Origin of the sequence: Serratia sp. Je.1.23.a (genome assembly GCF_051129805.1) — a bacterium.
Lineage (GTDB): Bacteria > Pseudomonadota > Gammaproteobacteria > Enterobacterales > Enterobacteriaceae > Serratia > Serratia liquefaciens.
In genome coordinates this window covers 866,956-883,883 of the sequence record NZ_JBCPSR010000002.1, presented here as the reverse complement: position 1 = coordinate 883,883, position 16,928 = coordinate 866,956, and the positions used below count along the sequence as shown (strand labels likewise).

Below are 16,928 nucleotides of genomic sequence, written 5' to 3'. Positions count from 1 at the left end.
CGATAATTGCCGTTATCGCATCGGGACTGCCTGGTAACAAGCGGCGTTATAATTATATCATCATCAAGTTAATACTATAATATTGCCAAACCAAATACCGTTTACTATTTGGATCAGCGTACCTCTCAGAAAACTCGAACTCATTAATATAAATAGCACGTTTTCCAAAGTTGATAACTGTTATTTGTGCTGCCAGATTCCGCATCACCAATGACGGTCATAATAAAGCACTATAATCCAACAAGTAATAACTTAGGTCACTATAATTAATGTCATTATGGTTATATATGACAACACCCTATCTTTACATCCATTTAATTTAACACCATAAATAAGGGAAATAATGGAACTACATACACGTAACAAAAGGCGAATTCTAACCCTGGCCGCTTTAGCAGGATTGAGTATAACCGCAATGTCTGCTAATGCTTTTGCGCAGGAGCTTTCACCTGTAGTTCAAATGAGCAAGGGGACTATCGAAGGCGTCAAAAATGACGGGTACCTTCAATTCAAAGGTATTCCTTATGCGAAGGCTCCTGTAGGCAGTTTGCGTTGGATGCCGCCGGTTGAAGAAGAAAAATGGTCGGGCACGTTAAAAGCGAACCATTTTGCCAATACATGTGCCACCAAGCTCACTTTGGGTGGGTTTGGGCCAGTAAGCGCTGCTGAAGATTGCCTCTATCTTAATGTTTATACCCCAGCGGTTTTGCCAGAAAACAACAGTAAACTGCCGGTCATGGTGTGGATACCCGGTGGTGGATTAGGTTCTGGTTCGGGTAATGAATACGATGCCAGTAAACTTGTCAGTAAGAATGTTATTGTCGTCACCATGAATTACCGCTTGGGTATGTTTGGGTACTTTTCACATCCGGCATTGAACCACGAGGGGCATAAGGCAATTAATTACGGCACCTTAGATCAGCAAGCTGCCCTAAAGTGGGTAAATAAGAACATCCAATCATTTGGTGGCGATAATCATAATGTCACGTTATTTGGTGAGTCTGCCGGCGGACATAGCGTATTGGCACAAATGGCTTCGCCCGGTGCCAAGGGGTTATTTAACCGCGCTATTGTTTCCAGTGGTTCATTTTCCCTAAAGCAGCCAACAGTGGCTGAAGCAACTAAAATCGGTGAACTGGTTGCCAAGAATGTCGGCTGTTCGGAAGGTACGGAAGAAAAAATGGCAGAATGTTTACGGGCAGTACCCACCGAAACCATTCTGGATAAAGGCGTTAACTATATGACCACCGCACAGGTTGTGACCGATGGTGAGGTGATGCCTGAATCATTGGAGGCCGCTTTTAGCTCCGGCCGCTACAACGTTGTTCCGATTATTAATGGATTTAACACCAACGAGGGCACCTTCTTTGCTGCCATGATGGAGCTGGATTCAGGTAAACCAATAGACAACATCGGTTTTTACGAGGGTCTGAAAGCTTTCTTTGGCGAGAGTGACGCAAACACGCTAATAAAGCGAGCTGCAATCCCTGCCAAGCAGGTCAATCTTGGCCAAGACTACGCAGATTTCTTTGGCCGAGCCAAATTTATCTGTCGCACGCCGATGATGAATAACCTTTTGGCTAAAAACACGCCGGTCTACAGCTATGAGTTTGCGGATAAAACGGCTCCTCAGTTTGCCAAACCTGTGTCGTTCCCGTACGCAGCCGCGCATACCAGTGATTTACAGTATATCTTCCGTGATTTCCATGGCACTACCGGCGAGTTGCATAAACTCAATCCTGCACAAGAGAAACTTTCAATCTTGATGGTGGATTACTGGACCAACTTTGCCAAAACCGGCAATCCAAATGCTAAAGGCCTGCCGGTATGGGGTGTCTACCACCCACAAACCGAATCGACCCTTTATCTACACACCCAAAACACCAAAATGATCGAGGGAATTTCAAAAACCTTCAATTGTGATGAGTTCGCAGGGGTACTCTGAGTCATCTTTAAGGGCCAGTGATAGAAGCATAAAGACCGCACCATGAATCCTCGGTGCGGTCTTTTTTTAAGGCGATTTTCACTGTTCACATTCCCCTATTCCTCACCACTGAGCAACAATAGTTTGAGTGTCTATTTCCGTAGCAGGATATATCATCACGCTTAGTGTCTGTATTATTTTTCGACAGGACTGCGATATATCCAAACAGTTAAAATGGTTGATAACGTGAACCAAACGGCAATTTCTTTTATCAATAACCCAACCATGCAGAAAATGTTTTAACATTTGCAGCATAAAACAGTACAATTCCGTCCGTTAATTTTGCACTGTTTTAGGATATATGTGTCGTTAATTCGGACTGCCACATCGCGAAGCCATCTCCCGGCCTGTCTGGGGATTTTTGCGATCCTGATGTTGTTCATCGCCCCGGTGATCTCTCGATCGCTGGAGCATGCGCGCGTGGGGCAATCTGAAACGGTCGCAATGACAGACTGCGGCATGGATATGTCTGCACATGGCCATCATCCGCCGCCGGAGCCTGGCGCACAAAGCATGACGATGACCATGCAGACGGGCAGCCATAATATGGCGATGATGATGGATGACAGCGCCTGCGGTTACTGTGTATTGCTGATCCATGCTCCCTTGTTAGACTTGGCCAGTTCACCGCTATTCTGGTCTGGTTCGCTGTTGTCGCGCGCCCCTCCGCTGCATTATATCTTCCCGCTATTCGCCCATGTGATCCACTCCGAGTCCCAACCTCGCGCTCCACCAGCATCACTTCCGTTGATTTAAAAATAAATAGACTGCAGCCAAATTATTCCTGTTGAGACTATTCAACCGGGCGGGTTATTTACGCCTGTCGGAATACCCCACTGCACTCAATAAACATCGCAACCGTGTTGGCATTATTCTCACGCCAAAACCGGGCCAAAGCTTATTAACGGCGGCATGATGCTCCGGGTTTCACTGCGCCTAAATAACCGGCTGTTGCGATGTAAAAGTATTTTTAGCGTCAAAATTGACATTAAGGAACGATGATGTTCGGAAAAACCAACAATTATAAGAAGCGCCCTCTCTCCCTGCATATTACTGCGGCTATGCCGCTGTTTGTCCTGGCGGGCTTCAATGCTCATGCTGCACAACAGCCCCAGCATGAAGTGGCGGTAAAGGCCAATGATGGTGACGTGATCACCGTCACCGCACCGCTCTATTCGCCGATGACGATAGTGACCTCACCGAAAACCCCTCGCCAGCCAGTGCCTGCCAGCGACGGTTCGGATTATCTGAAAACTATCCCGGGTTTCTCACAGATCCGTAATGGCGGCACCAATGGCGACCCGGTGTTTCGCGGCATGTTTGGATCCAGGCTGAAAATTTTGACCGACGGTGGCGAAATGTTGGGTGCCTGTCCTTCACGAATGGACGCGCCGACTTCCTATATTTCACCAGAAAGTTATGACCTGTTGACGATTACCAAGGGGCCGCAAACGGTGCTTTGGGGCGCAGGATCCTCTGCCGGTACGGTGCGCTTTGAACGAGAACGCCCGCAGTTTGATAAACCAGGCATCAAAGGCAACGCCAGCATGCTGGCCGGTTCCAACGGCCGTTGGGATGAAAACATTGATGCCAGCCTGGGCGGTGAACAAGGTTATCTGCGCCTGATGGGCAATAAATCACGCTCTCATGATTACCAGGACGGCAATGGCGATCGCGTGCCCTCTCGCTGGGACAAATGGAATGGCGATCTGGCACTGGGCTGGACTCCGGACACCGATACCCTGCTGGAAGTGACCATGGGTCGGGGTAATGGTGAAGCGCGCTATGCCGGGCGTAGTATGGATGGTTCGCAGTTCAAGCGCGAAAGCCTGGGCATGCGGGTAGAAAAATCCAATATTGGCGAGGTGTTCGACAAGCTGGAAGCCCAGGTGTATTACAACTACGCCAACCATATTATGGATAACACCACCCTGCGTTCACCCGGCCAAGGCGGCATGGCGATGGGACACATGGGCATGGGGATGCCTATGCACGCAGGCATGACCATGCAGTTGGATCGTCGCACCGTCGGCGGTCGAGTGATGGGAACCTGGCTGTGGCAAGATTTTAAGTTGGAAAGTGGTATGGATACGCAAACCAACACGCATCGCAACAAACGGGGTAACGCCTGGCAAGAGGATGCGCAGTTCCATAACTACGGTGCCTTTGGTGAACTGACCTGGAGCGCGACCGAACAGAGTAAGATCATCAGCGGTGCTCGCCTCGATCGCACCCTGGTGGATAACTACAAAACCGGCAACGACACTGAGCGTTCCGATACGCTGCCGAGCGGTTTTAGCCGAATTGAGCACACATTGGCCGGCATGCCGTTGATGCTGTACGCAGGGATCGGCTATACCGAGCGTTTCCCCGACTATTGGGAGCTGTTCTCCCCGACATTTGGGCCTGGCGGCAACAAGAGTGCGTTTGACAGCGTGAAGAGTGAAAAAACCACGCAGATCGATATCGGTGCTCAATATACCGATAAGCGGTTTAACAGCTGGATATCGGCTTATGTTGGCCATGTGAATGACTTTATCTTGTTCAAATACGATCCGCATCACGCCCGTATCAGCCAGGCCGATAACGTTAACGCCACCATCATGGGCGGTGAAATGGGTATGGGTTACCAGTTGACCGAACACTGGAAGACCGATGCCAGCCTGGCTTATGCCTGGGGGAAAAACACCAGCGACAACCAGCCGTTGCCGCAAATCCCACCGTTGGAGGCTCGCTTTGGTTTAACCTACGAACGAGGCGACTGGAGCAGCACCGGCCTGTGGCGTGTGGTCAGCAGCCAGCACCGCGTAGCCATCAATCAGGGCAACGTGGTCGGCAAAGACTTTGCCGACAGCCCGGGTTTTGGCGTGCTGTCCGCCAATGTAGCTTACAAGGTGAACTCACACGTCAAGCTCAGCACCGGCCTGGATAACATTCTCAATAAAACCTACAGCGAACACCTGAATCTGGCAGGGAACAGTACCTTCGGCTATTCGTCGAATACGTCGGTCAATGAACCGGGCCGCACCCTGTGGGCCAAGGTGAATGTCACCTTCTAACCAGGTGCTATGGGGCGGTGTATGCATGCCACCGCCCCATGTTTGTTATTGCTCCGCGCGCTAATTTTGTTATTCACGGGCAATTTGCTGAAATACAGCCGCCCACATGCCTGAAACCGTGCAGATATCTTTATGCAACCGACGAGACAATATGCTCTCGCAGCCATTGATGCGCCGGATCGCGATGGGCACGCTCATGCCATAGCATGGTCATCTCGAAGCCCGGTAGCTCGACGGGCGGCTCCACCACCTGCAACGCGCTATTATTGCGTACCAGACGTGACGGCAGCATGGCCACCAGCTCAGAGGTTGCCAGCACCGACATCACAAACAGAAAATGCGGTACGGAAAGCACCACTCGCCGGGTCAAACCGGCTTCTGCCAACACTTTGTCGGTGATGCCGAAAAAGCCCCCGCCGTCCGGCGAAACCATCACATGTTCCAGCTCACAAAACTCAGCCAGTGAAGGTGGTTTTTGCAAGCCTGGGTGTCCGGCTCGTCCCACCAGCACGTAGCGTTCGCTAAACAAAATTCGTTGTCGCAAATGGGCTGGAGCCCCTTCACGTGTATGAAAGGCCAAATCTATCTCACCCTGCTCCGCCTGCCTGGCGATGCGTGAAGGCACTGTCTCGATCACCGCCAGTCTGCTGTTCGGTGCCGCAGACCGCAGGCCCATCAACGCCGGCTGAACAATGGTCGACTCACCATAGTCAAAAGCCGCTACGCGCCAGATATTTTCAGCCACTTTGGGATCAAAGGGCGCTGAAGGTGACACCGCCTGTTCCAGTGCATCAAGTGCCTGCCGCAGCGGTTCACGTAACTCGTCGCCGCGTGCGGTGGGCCGCATTCCTCGTGGCCCCGGCAACAGCAGCGGATCGTTAAAGATGTCTCTGAGTTTGGCGAGATGCACACTGACCGCCGGTTGTGAGAAGTTTAAACGTTGTGCCGCCCGGGTAACGTTGTGCTCTGAAAGCAAGGCGTCCAGCGTGACCAGCAGGTTAAGATCCAGACGTCTGATATTATTCATGCTAATACCTGTAATATTGGAAATTCATTTCTAATATACCTTGCAGCAGCCTAACCTGCCTCCATCAATCAATGGAGGTTCCACAATGAATGTTTTAATCGTCTACGCCCACCCTGAACCGCAGTCATTAAATGGTTCACTCAGGGATTTTTCAGTACAGCGGCTCGAAGCTGCCGGCCATGCGGTGCAAGTTTCCGATCTGTATGCCATGCAATGGAAAGCGACGCTCGACGCCAATGACAGTACGGCCCAACCCGGTGTTCGTTTCAATCCGTCGCTCGATTCCCAGCAGGCTTTTGCTCAGGGTTTACAGAGCAAAGACATTGAACTGGAACAGGAAAAGCTGCTGTGGGCCGATACGGTGATCTTGCAGTTCCCGCTGTGGTGGTTTTCGATGCCGGCGATCCTTAAAGGCTGGGTTGAACGCGTCTATGCCTACGGATTTGCCTATGGCGTCGGCGAGCACTCTGACGTCCGTTGGGGGGATCGTTATGGTGAAGGCACCCTCGCCGGTAAACGCGCGATGTTGATTGTCACTACCGGCGGATGGGAATCGCACTATGCGCAACGCGGCATCAATGGCCCGATCGATGACATTCTGTTCCCTATCCAACATGGCATCCTGCATTATCCCGGTTTCGAGGTGTTGCCTCCCTTTGTTCTTTATCGCACTGGGCGGGTCGATGAAGCGCGCTTTGCCGAGGCTTGTAACGCACTGGGGCAACGCCTCAATGAATTGGAGCAAACCTCGCCTATTCCCTTCCGTAGGCAGAATGCGGGCGAGTACGAGATCCCGGCATTGACGCTGAAACCCGATATTGCTCCCGGGCGTAAGGGCTTTAGCGCGCATATTGAATAATTAATGGAACCTTCTTCCAACCCACGGTATTGGCCGACGCCAATGAACAGATGCGGTTGGCGCATGAAGAAACTTTCGGGCCGCTGGCAGCCTGCTTCCGTTTCCATACCGAAGAGGAAGTGATTCGCCGGGCTAACGACACGCCTTTCGGATTGGCCGCCTACCTCTACACTCGCGATCTGGCGCGTGCATTCCGTGTCACGCGCCAGTTGGAAAGCGGTATGGTGGGCATCAATGAGGGCATTATCTCGACTGAAGTGGTGCCCTTTGGCGGCGTCAAAGAGTCTGGCCTGGGCCGTGAGGGCGCGGATGTGGGGCTCGAGGAATATCTCGAGACCCAGTATGTCAATTTGGGGCAACTGGGCGGCGAATAAATAGCTGTTCGGTCATCAATTGCCCCCACTGTGTGCCCGGCTGCTCTTCTGCAAGCACGAAACCGACGCTTTCATAAAGATGCCGGGCCGCATCCAGCCCTTTGAAGGTCCACAGGTGGGTTTCGTCAAAGGCATGCTCATCGCAAAAACTGACCGCCCGGTTTAGCAACTGGCGGCCAATACCGCTGCCACGCAGGCTGTCATCGATAATAAATGCGCGCAAGTGAGCACGGTTGTCCCCCAAGCTTTCGCCATCAATCGAAACAGAGCCGACAATGCGATCGCCCTTCAGCGCGGACCAGGTCTGGTTTAATGGATTCGACAAACGCCCGGCCAGATCGGCCAATGCCGCGCCCACCGTAGCTTCGAAGAAGGCGCCGAAACCCACGGTGCGGGAATAGTATTGCATGTGCATTTCCAGCGTTCTGGCGGTGAACCCCGGCAGATAGCCGCTGACAATCTCGATGGGCGCTGCAGGAACCGGCGTTTCTCCCAGGCGATGTGCTCGCAATGCTGTGGCATAGCTCTGCAGTCCATTGGCAATGCTGACGCTGGCGTCTGCCGGTAACTGCTCCAGCGCGGTAAGCACTTGACGATCGGCAAAACGATTGATGGCCGCCAGGGTTTCTCGTCCTTGCGCCGTCAGCCGCAGGATCTTCTCTCTGGCATCTCGCGGGCTGGCCTGCGTTTCCAGCTCCCCGGCTTTGATCAGCTTGTTCAACATGCGGCTGACGCTGGATTTCTCCAGGTTAAGTACGTTGCAAAGCTCGGCGGCGGTATCAACCTGGCGATCGCCTATTTCAATCAACGCATGCACCGCCGATGGCGGCAGTTCGGTTCCTGCCAGGGTATTGCCCATAAAGCCGAGCTCACGCACCAAATGGCGCGACGCATCCCTGATCGGGTGTAAATACGGACTTGGTTGGGTGATTGACATGATCGGCACTCTGATATGGTTGTATAGTGCAACCATATCAGAGTTATTCAGCAGTGCAAAGGGGCATATGTCTTACAGGACAGCGGCCCGCCAACAGGCACGCTCAGGTTTTTTAGGCGCTCTCGCCCTTTTTTAACTCTTTCAGGTACTTGTAAACCGTGGCGCGGCCGAGGGATAACACGTTGGCGATATAGTCGGCGGCGCTTTTGGCTTTAAACGCCCCTTCGTTATACAAGTCAATCACCAACTGTTTTTTCTGTTCACGGCTCAATGAACCCAATGAAGCGTTTTGCTGGCGGATCCACTCGTGCAGGAAGGTATTGATCTTCTCCTGCCAGTCGTCTTTGAATAACTGCTGTGGCTGAGGCTGCAAACGGGTGACCGACAGGAACATATCCAGCGCATTTCTGGCGTCTTCAAATGTCGCGGTGCTCAAATTAATGCACAGCAGGTAGCGGGGAACGCCCTGTTCGTCTTTCGCGGCAATGCTCACCGAACGCATTTTCTTGCCGTCCCAGTTGAGCTTCTCGTACGGCCCGGTCACCTGACCTTCGCTGTCGATGTCAAAATCCTCCAAACCGGCATCGTCACCCGGTTTGCGTTTCGACAGATTATTGGCGAGGTACGCCACCTTATTGGTAGAGAGATCGTGTATCACCACTTCCACATTGGGAAAAAACAGCGCTGCAATGCCGTCGGCAACCGACTGCAGTAATTCTAATTGGGACGTGGTTTTCAGCACTCTGCTGTTACTCCATAGCGATAAGGCATGATGATATTGGCCAGTTTTCATCATTGGGTCAGCCGCTTAGCATACCTCAGTTGCCCCGCAATGCCGAGCGGGAGAACGGCTTACCGCCCTCCCGAGACTGGCTTATTCCGCCTCGCGACGGCTTTGGTAAAACACATAGCCTTCCTGAGCCACGCTGTCTTTGATTCTAAAGCGCCAAACGATCGCCAGGGTGATAAACCACAGCGGCATGCTGCACAACGCTATCAGGGTATCGCGATCAAAGATCATCAGCACCAGCGTGAAGGCAAAGAATGCCAATGTCAGCCAGGTCATTATCACCCCGCCCGGCATTTTGAACAGCGAACGTGCATGCAGGTCGGGCCGCTGTTTGCGGTAAACCAGATAGGCCGCCAGGATCATGCCCCAGCTGTAAACCACCAGTATCGCCGCCACGGTAGACACGATAGTAAATAGCGTCATGACGTTCGGCATCAGGATCAGCAACATCGTCCCCACTACCATGCAAAAGCACGAGAACATCAGGCTGCGGATCGGAATGGCGGTAGTGCGCGAAAGTATCTTGAACTGCCCATGGGCATGCTTCTCCATCGACAAGCCATACAGCATGCGGGTACTGGAATAGACGCCACTGTTGGCTGAGGACATCGCCGAAGTCAGCGCCACAAAGTTGATGACCGCGGCGGCAGCAGGTAATCCCGCCTGATCGAACAGCATCACAAACGGGCTGCTGTCCGGTGAAATATGGCTCCATGAGGTTACGGCGATGATCGCCAGCATGGAAAACACATAAAAGATGATGATCCGCACCGGGATAACGTTAATCGCCTTCGGCAGTACCTTGTGTGGATCCTTGGTTTCAGCCGACATGGTGCCCAACAGCTCAATACCGGTGCAGGAAAAGATGGCGATCTGAAAGCCGGCAAAGAAACCAAGAATGCCGTGCGGCATGAAAATAGCAGGATCGGTGATGTTGTTCACCGAGGCTTTAACCCCGTCTGGCGAAGTCCAGCCAATAAACACCATCCAGGCCCCGGTGACGATCAACGCGATAATGGCGATCACCTTGATGATGGCAAACCAAAACTCCGCTTCGCCAAACATCTTCACCGACAGCATATTGAACAGGCACAGCAGCCCTAAGGTCAGTAAAGCCGGTAGCCAGGGCGAAACCTCGGGGTACCAGTACTGTATGTAGCCACCGCAGACCACCACGTCGGCAATGCACGTCACCACCCAGCTCAGCCAATAGGACCACCCCAGAAAGAAGCTGGCTTTCGGCCCCAGGTATTCGGAAACGAAATCGGCAAACGAGCGGTAGTCGAGCTTGGTCAGCAACAGCTCCCCCATCGCTCGCATCACCATAAACATAAAGAAGCCGACAATCACATAGGTCAACACAATAGAGGTGCCGGAAAGCGCGATGGTTTTGCCCGATCCCATAAATAAGCCAGTCCCAATGGCGCCGCCGATGGAAATCAGTTGAATATGGCGCTCGCTGAGTCCGCGTTGCAATGTTTGGGCGCAGTCAGGCCCCTCGGTTGAAGAAGCCTTCAACCGATGTTGCTTACTTTTTGTCATGGTGTTACCTGTCCGTCATTAAGGCGATTTAGCAGCGGACAGCCGCTGCTGCAGGAGTGAAACGCATTGCGCGTTGTACCGGCAAAAAAATTCAGGCAAAACGATACCGCCCCTTTGTTAAAGGGAAGTTAAAAAATGTACGCATCAGAAAACGGCTGTTCGAGCTGCGCGCTAGCCCACATTTAGCATGCGAAGCATGAGCGTGGAGGGTGATTCATTTATTATCAGTCGGTTATGATTATTTTTGTTCAAGAATAAAACGCTGACAACGTCGATTTAACATGAATTTAACTCTGGCGTCAGGAAACGGCATTGTCAACACGACACTTAAATAAAATGAAACTTTTTGATCACATTCAAGCTTCTGAAAAATAGATAAAAACGGGTTTTATGCATTTTTTATGCATAAACCATGAGTAGCTCCCGCAACCACCGTACAAAAGTAATTAACTATTCATTTTTACGCCGCCAAACCGGCTTGAAAGCGGCCTGTGGCCCGATGAGTGGGGGCTAACAAGCCGCGTTTTTAATGGTAAATTTAGCGTCGCAAAAGTGTTATGCACTTAGTAATCCACGGTTAAACAAAATAAATACCTATATATAAAAAGGTTGGTTATGGAAAAGCTATCCTACGCTTCAGAAAGCAGCACAACGGCCTGGGCCACCTATCTGCAACAAATCGACCGCGTTGCACCTTATCTCGGTGAGCTGTCGCGTTGGGTTGATACCCTGCGTCACCCTAAGCGTGCGCTGATCGTTGATATTCCTCTGCAGATGGACGACGGTTCAATCCGCCACTTCGAAGGTTTCCGCGTTCAGCACAACCTGTCGCGCGGCCCGGGTAAAGGCGGCATCCGTTACCACCCAGATGTTGATCTCGATGAGGTTATGGCGCTGTCAGCCTGGATGACCATCAAATGTGCGGCAGTCAACCTGCCTTACGGTGGCGCCAAGGGGGGGATCCGCGTCGATCCTTTCAAACTGTCTGAAGGCGAGCTGGAAAGATTGACCCGCCGCTACACCAGCGAAATCGGCTTTATCATCGGGCCACAGAAAGATATTCCCGCACCGGACGTCGGCACTAACTCCAAAGTGATGGCCTGGATGATGGATACCTATTCCATGAACCACGGCACTACCATCACCGGCGTCGTCACCGGCAAGCCTATCCACCTGGGCGGCTCTCTGGGCCGTGAAAAAGCGACCGGCCGTGGCGTGTTCGTGACCGGTTGTGAAGTGGCCAAACGTTTGGGCGTACAGCTCGAAGGTGCCAAAGTGGCGGTACAGGGCTTTGGTAACGTGGGCAGCGAAGCGGCTCGTCTGTTCGTCGGCATCGGCGCACGCGTAGTCGTGATCCAGGACCACTCAGCTACCCTGTCCAACCCAGACGGCATCGACCTGAACGCATTGACCGAATGGCAAGCCAAGAACAAGCAGATCGCTGGCTTCCCTGGCGCTAAAGAAATCGAAAGCGAAGCTTTCTGGTCCGTCGACATGGACATCCTGATCCCAGCAGCCCTGGAAGGTCAGATCACCCGTCAACGTGCAGAAATCCTCAGCGCCAAGCTGGTACTGGAAGGGGCTAACGGCCCAACCTACCCAGATGCGGACGACGTTCTGCGTTCACGCAACATCACCGTAGTGCCTGACGTTATCTGTAACGCCGGCGGCGTGACCGTCAGTTACTTCGAGTGGGTGCAGGACATGGCCAGCTACTTCTGGAGCGAAAGCGAAATCAACGAGCGTATGGACAAGATCATGACCGACGCTATGGTTCACGTTTGGAACAAGTCCGAAGAGAAGAAATGCAGCCTGCGCACCGCGGCCTATATCGTCGCCTGTGAGCGTATCCTGACCGCACGTAAAGAGCGTGGCATTTACCCAGGTTAATGCGTTATCCATCCCGGCTTGCACTGCAGGCCGGGATCATTTCAAAATATCCCCTTCTAACGCAGCAACCTTTTCAACACCTTTCCGGTGCTGGTCATCGGTAACCGCTCGACAAACTCCACGATACGCGGATATTTAAACGCCGCCAGTCTCTCTTTGGTCCAGGTAATCAAGGCTTCTTCCGTTACCGCCTCGTCCAGATCTTTCAACACAACTACCGCTTTAATTTCCTCTCCCAGCGACGGATGCGGCACCCCGATCACCGCCACAAACGAAACCGCCGGGTGGCGAATCATCAGTTCCTCCACTTCACGCGGATAAACGTTAAAGCCGCCCCGGATAATCACGTCTTTCGACCTGTCGACGATAAAATAAAACCCATCGGCGTCGCGCCGTGCCAGATCGCCGGTTCTAAACCAGCCGTTTTCCAGAACCTCGGCCGTGGCCTCCGGGCGATTAAGATAACCTTTCATCACGTTGTGACCGCGCACCGCTAACTCACCGACCTGATCGATCTCCGTTATCGTTTTGCCGGTGACATCAACCAGCCGGACTTCAACGCCCCAGATCGGTTGGCCGATAGACCCCACTTTGTTGACGCGTCCTGGGTGATTGAAGGTAGCGACCGGGCTGGTTTCCGACAGCCCGTACCCCTCCAGAATGTTAACGCCGAAACGACGGGCAAAATCTTCAATGATTTGCACCGGCAAACTGGCCCCGCCGGAGACCGCCATGCGTAAATTTTTGCGCAACAGCGCCAGATCTACACTGTTGTCCAACGCGTTCAGCAGTGCCCAATACATGGTAGGTACGCCGGCGAAAAAAGTGATGGCGTGCTTTTGCATCAGCGAGATAGCCAGCTTTGCATCAAAACGGGGCACCAGCACCAGCGTTGCTCCCAAGGCGAAGCCGGCATTCATCTGGACGGTTGAGCCGAAAGTATGGAACAGCGGCAGCGTTACCAAATGGCGATCGGGGCGTTCAACCGAGCTATTGAATAACTGTACCGAACCCAGCGCATTCAACACCAGGTTGGAATGGGTCAACTCCGCACCTTTGGCACGGCCGGTGGTTCCGCTGGTGTAGAGGATCACTGCGGTGTCGGACTCCAGGGTGCTGGCGCTGTCAAAATCGGTAGGTTGCTGGCGAATGGCCTGGCTGAAGCGGTCACCGCTCAGCGGCAGCCTGTCACCGATAATAATAAAGTCGCGGCACGGTTGCGTGGCATCGAACGCGATTTTTGCCTCTTCCCCCAAGGTTAATCCATGGCCCCCTTCAAAACAAAAGAAGGCCACCGCCTGCGAATCCTGCAGGTAGTATTCAAACTCCCCCGCCTTCAGCAAGGTATTTAACGGCACCACCACCGCACCCGCTTTGAGAATGCCGAAGTAAATCGCCGGAAACTCCCAACGGTTTGGGCAGGCCAACGCCACCCGCTCCCCCGGTTTCACGCCCCGAACCCTCAGCAGATGGGCAACCTGATTGGCGAGCTGATCGAGTTCGCCATAGCTAAGCTGGAATTCGTCCTGAACCAGCGCCAGACGATCGGGGAAAGTACGCGCACTCTCTTCAAGCAATGTGGCCAAATTAAGCATATGGGGGTCTCATGAACAGAAACCGGGAAGCCCGGTGAGTCGATAATTGAGATACTGCGCCACCTCACTGAGGTTGATCTCCCTGAACCGCCTCCGGCGGTAAAATTAGTATAGATGCACCTGCGCCAGAAGCAGGTTCGCGTTCCACACACCGGTAGGCTATATGTTAGGGATTATTCATCCCGGAGATCCCCGTATGAGCAAGAAAAAGATCCTGATGCTGGTTGGTGATTACGCTGAAGATTATGAAACCATGGTGCCCTTTCAGGCATTGCAGATGATTGGTCATCAGGTGGATGCCGTCTGCCCGGACAAGGCCAAGGGTGATTACATCATGACGGCAATCCATGATTTCGACGGCGCGCAGACCTACAGTGAAAAACCTGGCCACCGTTTCACCCTGAATGCCGACTTTGCCGCGGCAAAAGAAGAAGACTACGACGCGCTGTTGATCCCCGGCGGCAGAGCGCCCGAGTATCTGCGCCTGAACCCGCAGGTGATCAAGCTGGTGCAGGCTTTTGACGCCGCACGCAAACCCATCGCCGCGGTGTGTCACGGCCCGCAGCTGTTGGCCGCCGCCGGAGTGTTGAAAGGCAGAACCTGCAGCGCCTATCCGACCTGCGCCCCGGAAGTGCAACTGGCCGGTGGCCACTTTGCGGATATCGGTATCGATCAGGCCCATGTTGACGGCAATCTGGTGACCGCCCCTGCCTGGCCGGCGCATCCGCAATGGCTGGCGAAATTTGCCGAGCTACTGGCACAATAACTCCGTTAAAAGGCCCGCAATTTCTTTGCGGGCCTGAAACGGCATTCGGCGCGATGAGTTAACTCATCCAATATTGGGAATATCGCGATATCATTTTAATTGTTCAATCAGAAAGTGGATGTCGTAAAGCCAGCGTTTGGCCCGTGCGGATCGCACCAGCATATAAACATACAATGGCCGGATCCTTTCCATTTCAAGATCCCAGTGATTCGCGCGACGATTTGATGAGGAGAACAATAACGCCGACTTTGACTCCTGACGAAAATACAGCTCATGATTGTAATTGCTGCTGTCGATGAGAAAGGCGTCGAAATAGCCACGCATCAGCGTTTCCGACATTGGCAAGGAGAGGTGCAGCTCTTTGTTTATTTCCGTATTGAGAGTAACGGCAACTCCCTTTTTAAGCATGCTGGGTGAATTATAGCGATCAATCACTGAAATGACCTGTTGCTGAATATCACTTTCCATTTCAACCTCAATATATTTGGCCGCGGGGATGATGCGATATTATTCAGACCCTGCTGATTGTGGCGAGTTCTCCATCGTCTGGTCATTTTCCCTTTCTTTACACTTCCACCACAGAATAAATATAAAAAACGCAGCGCGCTATCATCACACTGCGTTATTTAATTATTGCCTGGGCTAAATCTTATTGGGTTAAAGATCTATTGTTGGCAACCACGCCATCGCCCTGCTTTTCTGCCGCGATGCCCCCACCCAGCACTTTATACAGAGTAATCAGGTTCTGATATTCGGTTTGGCGAGCAGCAATCAGCGACTGCTGGGCGGTATATAGCGTTCGCTGCGCGTCCAACATCACCAGATAGGTATCCACGCCATGGCGGTAACGCAGCTCCGCCAGGCGATAATATTCCTGCGAGGCCGCCACATAGCCGATTTGCGCCGCTAACTGTTCCTGAATTGTGCCCTTGCGTGCCAACGCATCGGCCGTTTCCTGGAATGCCGTCTGCACCGCTTTTTCATAGGTGGCGACGTAGAGGTCTTTCTGCGCCTTGGTGTAATTCAACTGCGCCGTATTATAGCCACCGGTAAAGATCGGCAGGCTGATGCTCGGTGCGAACGACCAAACGCCCGCCCCCTGACTAAACAGGGATGACAGTTCTCCACTGCCCACCCCGCCGCTGGCGGTCAGACTGATAGACGGGAAGAACGCCGCTCTGGCGGAACCGATATTGGCATTGGCAGCCTTCAGGTTATGCTCGGCCTCCAGCACGTCCGGACGGTTCAGCAGCACCTGCGACGACACATTGCCCGGTATATCTTTCATGATGCCAGACAACGCTTCGATCCCATCAGGCAACAGGCTCTCCGGCACGCTTTGCCCGACCACCAGATCCAGCGCATTTTTCGCCTGCGCCGCGCTGGTGGTGTAGCTGGCCACGTCCGAACGCGCCTGCTGATAGACCGTCTCCGCCGACGCCACGTCAACCATCGACAAAATACCGTTTTGCTGATTCTTGCGCGTTATCGCCAACGACTGTTTGGCACTTTCCATGGTGCCTTTGGCAGCGGCCAGATTGCTGCGTGCGGCCGCCACATTTACCCAGTCGGTCACGGTGTCGGCAATCAGCGCCAAACGGGTACTTTTCGCCGCTTCTGACTCCGCCAAATAGCTCTCGAATTTAGCGCGAGTCAGGCTGCGATTTTTGCCAAACAGATCCAGCTCGAAAGAACTGGTGCTTGCCGTCGCTTCATAACTTTGGCTGATCGCCGTGGCATTGCCATTACCGGTCAATGCCCGGCCACGACTGCCGTCCACTCCGGCATTGATGGTAGGAAACAGATCGGCACGTTGCTCACCGTAGAGCGCCCGGGCAGATTCGATGTTGGCAATGGCCTCGCGTAAATCGCGACTGCTGCTCAGCCCCATCTTCACCACCTGCCGTAACCGGCTATCGACCACATAGTCACGCCATGGGATGTCCGGATAGCTTAATGACAATTTACCCGAGGGCGCAGTATAAGCGGCCCCTTGCGGCAGCGTTGAGGGCACCGGCGCCTGCGGGCGTTGATAATCCGGATCCAGCGAGATACACCCCGCCAGCACCAGCGGAAAGGTCAAAGTGATTAAACGTTGCAGCACG

General features: G+C 53.0%; 13 protein-coding genes and 1 pseudogene. 7 read left to right on the top strand and 7 right to left on the bottom strand.

Features of this window, described 5'->3' with window-relative positions; genetic code table 11:
* Positions 1-343 precede the first annotated feature (343 nt).
* From AAZT04_RS11885 to AAZT04_RS11875, 3 genes are all read left to right on the top strand, one after another.
* Positions 344-1,945 carry a carboxylesterase/lipase family protein gene (locus tag AAZT04_RS11885; RefSeq protein ID WP_020826933.1) on the top strand — a complete coding sequence of 534 codons (1,602 nt, stop codon included), beginning with the start codon at positions 344-346 and terminating at the stop codon, positions 1,943-1,945.
* Positions 1,946-2,287: 342 nt separating this feature from the next.
* Entirely contained in the window at positions 2,288-2,740 is a 453-nt protein-coding gene (locus AAZT04_RS11880) for a DUF2946 domain-containing protein (RefSeq protein ID WP_075203542.1), read from the top strand.
* A 242-nt stretch (positions 2,741-2,982) separates the two neighbouring features.
* The gene (locus tag AAZT04_RS11875; RefSeq protein WP_434680170.1) at positions 2,983-5,043 is read left to right on the top strand and encodes a TonB-dependent copper receptor; all 2,061 of its coding nucleotides are present in this window, start codon (positions 2,983-2,985) and stop codon (positions 5,041-5,043) included.
* Between the two features lie 130 nt (positions 5,044-5,173).
* On the opposite strand, the gene AAZT04_RS11870 is transcribed toward AAZT04_RS11875, so the two are convergent.
* Positions 5,174-6,070, bottom strand: coding sequence for a LysR family transcriptional regulator (locus AAZT04_RS11870; RefSeq protein ID WP_129982832.1), 897 nt, complete (start codon positions 6,068-6,070; stop codon positions 5,174-5,176).
* 85 nt (positions 6,071-6,155) lie between these two features.
* Between AAZT04_RS11870 and AAZT04_RS11865 the strand changes: the two genes are divergently transcribed.
* Both AAZT04_RS11865 and AAZT04_RS11860 read left to right on the top strand, forming a co-directional pair.
* Entirely contained in the window at positions 6,156-6,929 is a 774-nt protein-coding gene (locus AAZT04_RS11865; protein WP_349525614.1) for an NAD(P)H-dependent oxidoreductase, read from the top strand.
* Positions 6,929-7,303: pseudogene (locus AAZT04_RS11860) on the top strand (aldehyde dehydrogenase family protein); the annotation flags it as partial. The gene AAZT04_RS11865 and the pseudogene AAZT04_RS11860, both read left to right, overlap by 1 nt.
* Here AAZT04_RS11860 and AAZT04_RS11855 read toward each other — a convergent pair.
* The 3 genes from AAZT04_RS11855 to AAZT04_RS11845 all read right to left on the bottom strand — a co-directional run bounded on the left by AAZT04_RS11855 (position 7,275) and on the right by AAZT04_RS11845 (position 10,572).
* Positions 7,275-8,240 (bottom strand): bifunctional helix-turn-helix transcriptional regulator/GNAT family N-acetyltransferase, encoded by a 966-nt coding sequence (locus tag AAZT04_RS11855; RefSeq protein WP_174574257.1) that lies wholly within the window; start codon positions 8,238-8,240, stop codon positions 7,275-7,277. The pseudogene AAZT04_RS11860 and the gene AAZT04_RS11855 sit on opposite strands and share 29 nt — an antisense overlap.
* Before the next feature lie 112 nt (positions 8,241-8,352).
* On the bottom strand, positions 8,353-8,982 hold the full coding sequence (locus AAZT04_RS11850) for a helix-turn-helix transcriptional regulator (RefSeq protein ID WP_020826941.1): 630 nt from the start codon (positions 8,980-8,982) through the stop codon (positions 8,353-8,355).
* A gap of 132 nt (positions 8,983-9,114) precedes the next feature.
* On the bottom strand, positions 9,115-10,572 hold the full coding sequence (locus AAZT04_RS11845; protein ID WP_115058797.1) for an amino acid permease: 1,458 nt from the start codon (positions 10,570-10,572) through the stop codon (positions 9,115-9,117).
* Between the two features lie 615 nt (positions 10,573-11,187).
* Here AAZT04_RS11845 and AAZT04_RS11840 point away from each other — a divergent pair.
* On the top strand, positions 11,188-12,462 hold the full coding sequence (locus AAZT04_RS11840) for a Glu/Leu/Phe/Val family dehydrogenase (protein ID WP_020826943.1): 1,275 nt from the start codon (positions 11,188-11,190) through the stop codon (positions 12,460-12,462).
* Positions 12,463-12,518: 56 nt separating this feature from the next.
* On the opposite strand, the gene AAZT04_RS11835 is transcribed toward AAZT04_RS11840, so the two are convergent.
* On the bottom strand, positions 12,519-14,057 hold the full coding sequence (locus AAZT04_RS11835; RefSeq protein WP_334647359.1) for a long-chain-fatty-acid--CoA ligase: 1,539 nt from the start codon (positions 14,055-14,057) through the stop codon (positions 12,519-12,521).
* Positions 14,058-14,253: 196 nt separating this feature from the next.
* On the opposite strand from AAZT04_RS11835, the gene AAZT04_RS11830 reads away from it, so the two are divergent.
* Positions 14,254-14,823, top strand: a complete 570-nt coding sequence (locus AAZT04_RS11830) for a DJ-1/PfpI family protein (protein WP_262033376.1) — start codon at positions 14,254-14,256, stop codon at positions 14,821-14,823.
* Between the two features lie 90 nt (positions 14,824-14,913).
* Here AAZT04_RS11830 and AAZT04_RS11825 read toward each other — a convergent pair whose 3' ends face one another.
* Positions 14,914-15,291, bottom strand: a complete 378-nt coding sequence (locus AAZT04_RS11825; protein WP_434680164.1) for a DUF1493 family protein — start codon at positions 15,289-15,291, stop codon at positions 14,914-14,916.
* 181 nt (positions 15,292-15,472) lie between these two features.
* Complete coding sequence (locus AAZT04_RS11820) at positions 15,473-16,927, bottom strand: efflux transporter outer membrane subunit (protein ID WP_434680162.1); 1,455 nt, start codon at positions 16,925-16,927, stop codon at positions 15,473-15,475.
* Between the last annotated feature and the right edge of the window lies 1 nt (position 16,928).

Excerpts from the sequence above, each read along its gene's own strand:
- AAZT04_RS11885 (WP_020826933.1), top strand. The coding sequence starts at position 344 with ATGGAACTACATACACGTAACAAAAGGCGAATTCTAACCCTGGCCGCT.
- AAZT04_RS11875 (WP_434680170.1), top strand. The coding sequence starts at position 2,983 with ATGATGTTCGGAAAAACCAACAATTATAAGAAGCGCCCTCTCTCCCTG.
- AAZT04_RS11870 (WP_129982832.1), bottom strand. The coding sequence starts at position 6,070 with ATGAATAATATCAGACGTCTGGATCTTAACCTGCTGGTCACGCTGGAC.
- AAZT04_RS11865 (WP_349525614.1), top strand. The coding sequence starts at position 6,156 with ATGAATGTTTTAATCGTCTACGCCCACCCTGAACCGCAGTCATTAAAT.
- AAZT04_RS11855 (WP_174574257.1), bottom strand. The coding sequence starts at position 8,240 with ATGTCAATCACCCAACCAAGTCCGTATTTACACCCGATCAGGGATGCG.
- AAZT04_RS11845 (WP_115058797.1), bottom strand. The coding sequence starts at position 10,572 with ATGACAAAAAGTAAGCAACATCGGTTGAAGGCTTCTTCAACCGAGGGG.
- AAZT04_RS11840 (WP_020826943.1), top strand. The coding sequence starts at position 11,188 with ATGGAAAAGCTATCCTACGCTTCAGAAAGCAGCACAACGGCCTGGGCC.
- AAZT04_RS11835 (WP_334647359.1), bottom strand. The coding sequence starts at position 14,057 with ATGCTTAATTTGGCCACATTGCTTGAAGAGAGTGCGCGTACTTTCCCC.
- AAZT04_RS11830 (WP_262033376.1), top strand. The coding sequence starts at position 14,254 with ATGAGCAAGAAAAAGATCCTGATGCTGGTTGGTGATTACGCTGAAGAT.
- AAZT04_RS11825 (WP_434680164.1), bottom strand. The coding sequence starts at position 15,291 with ATGGAAAGTGATATTCAGCAACAGGTCATTTCAGTGATTGATCGCTAT.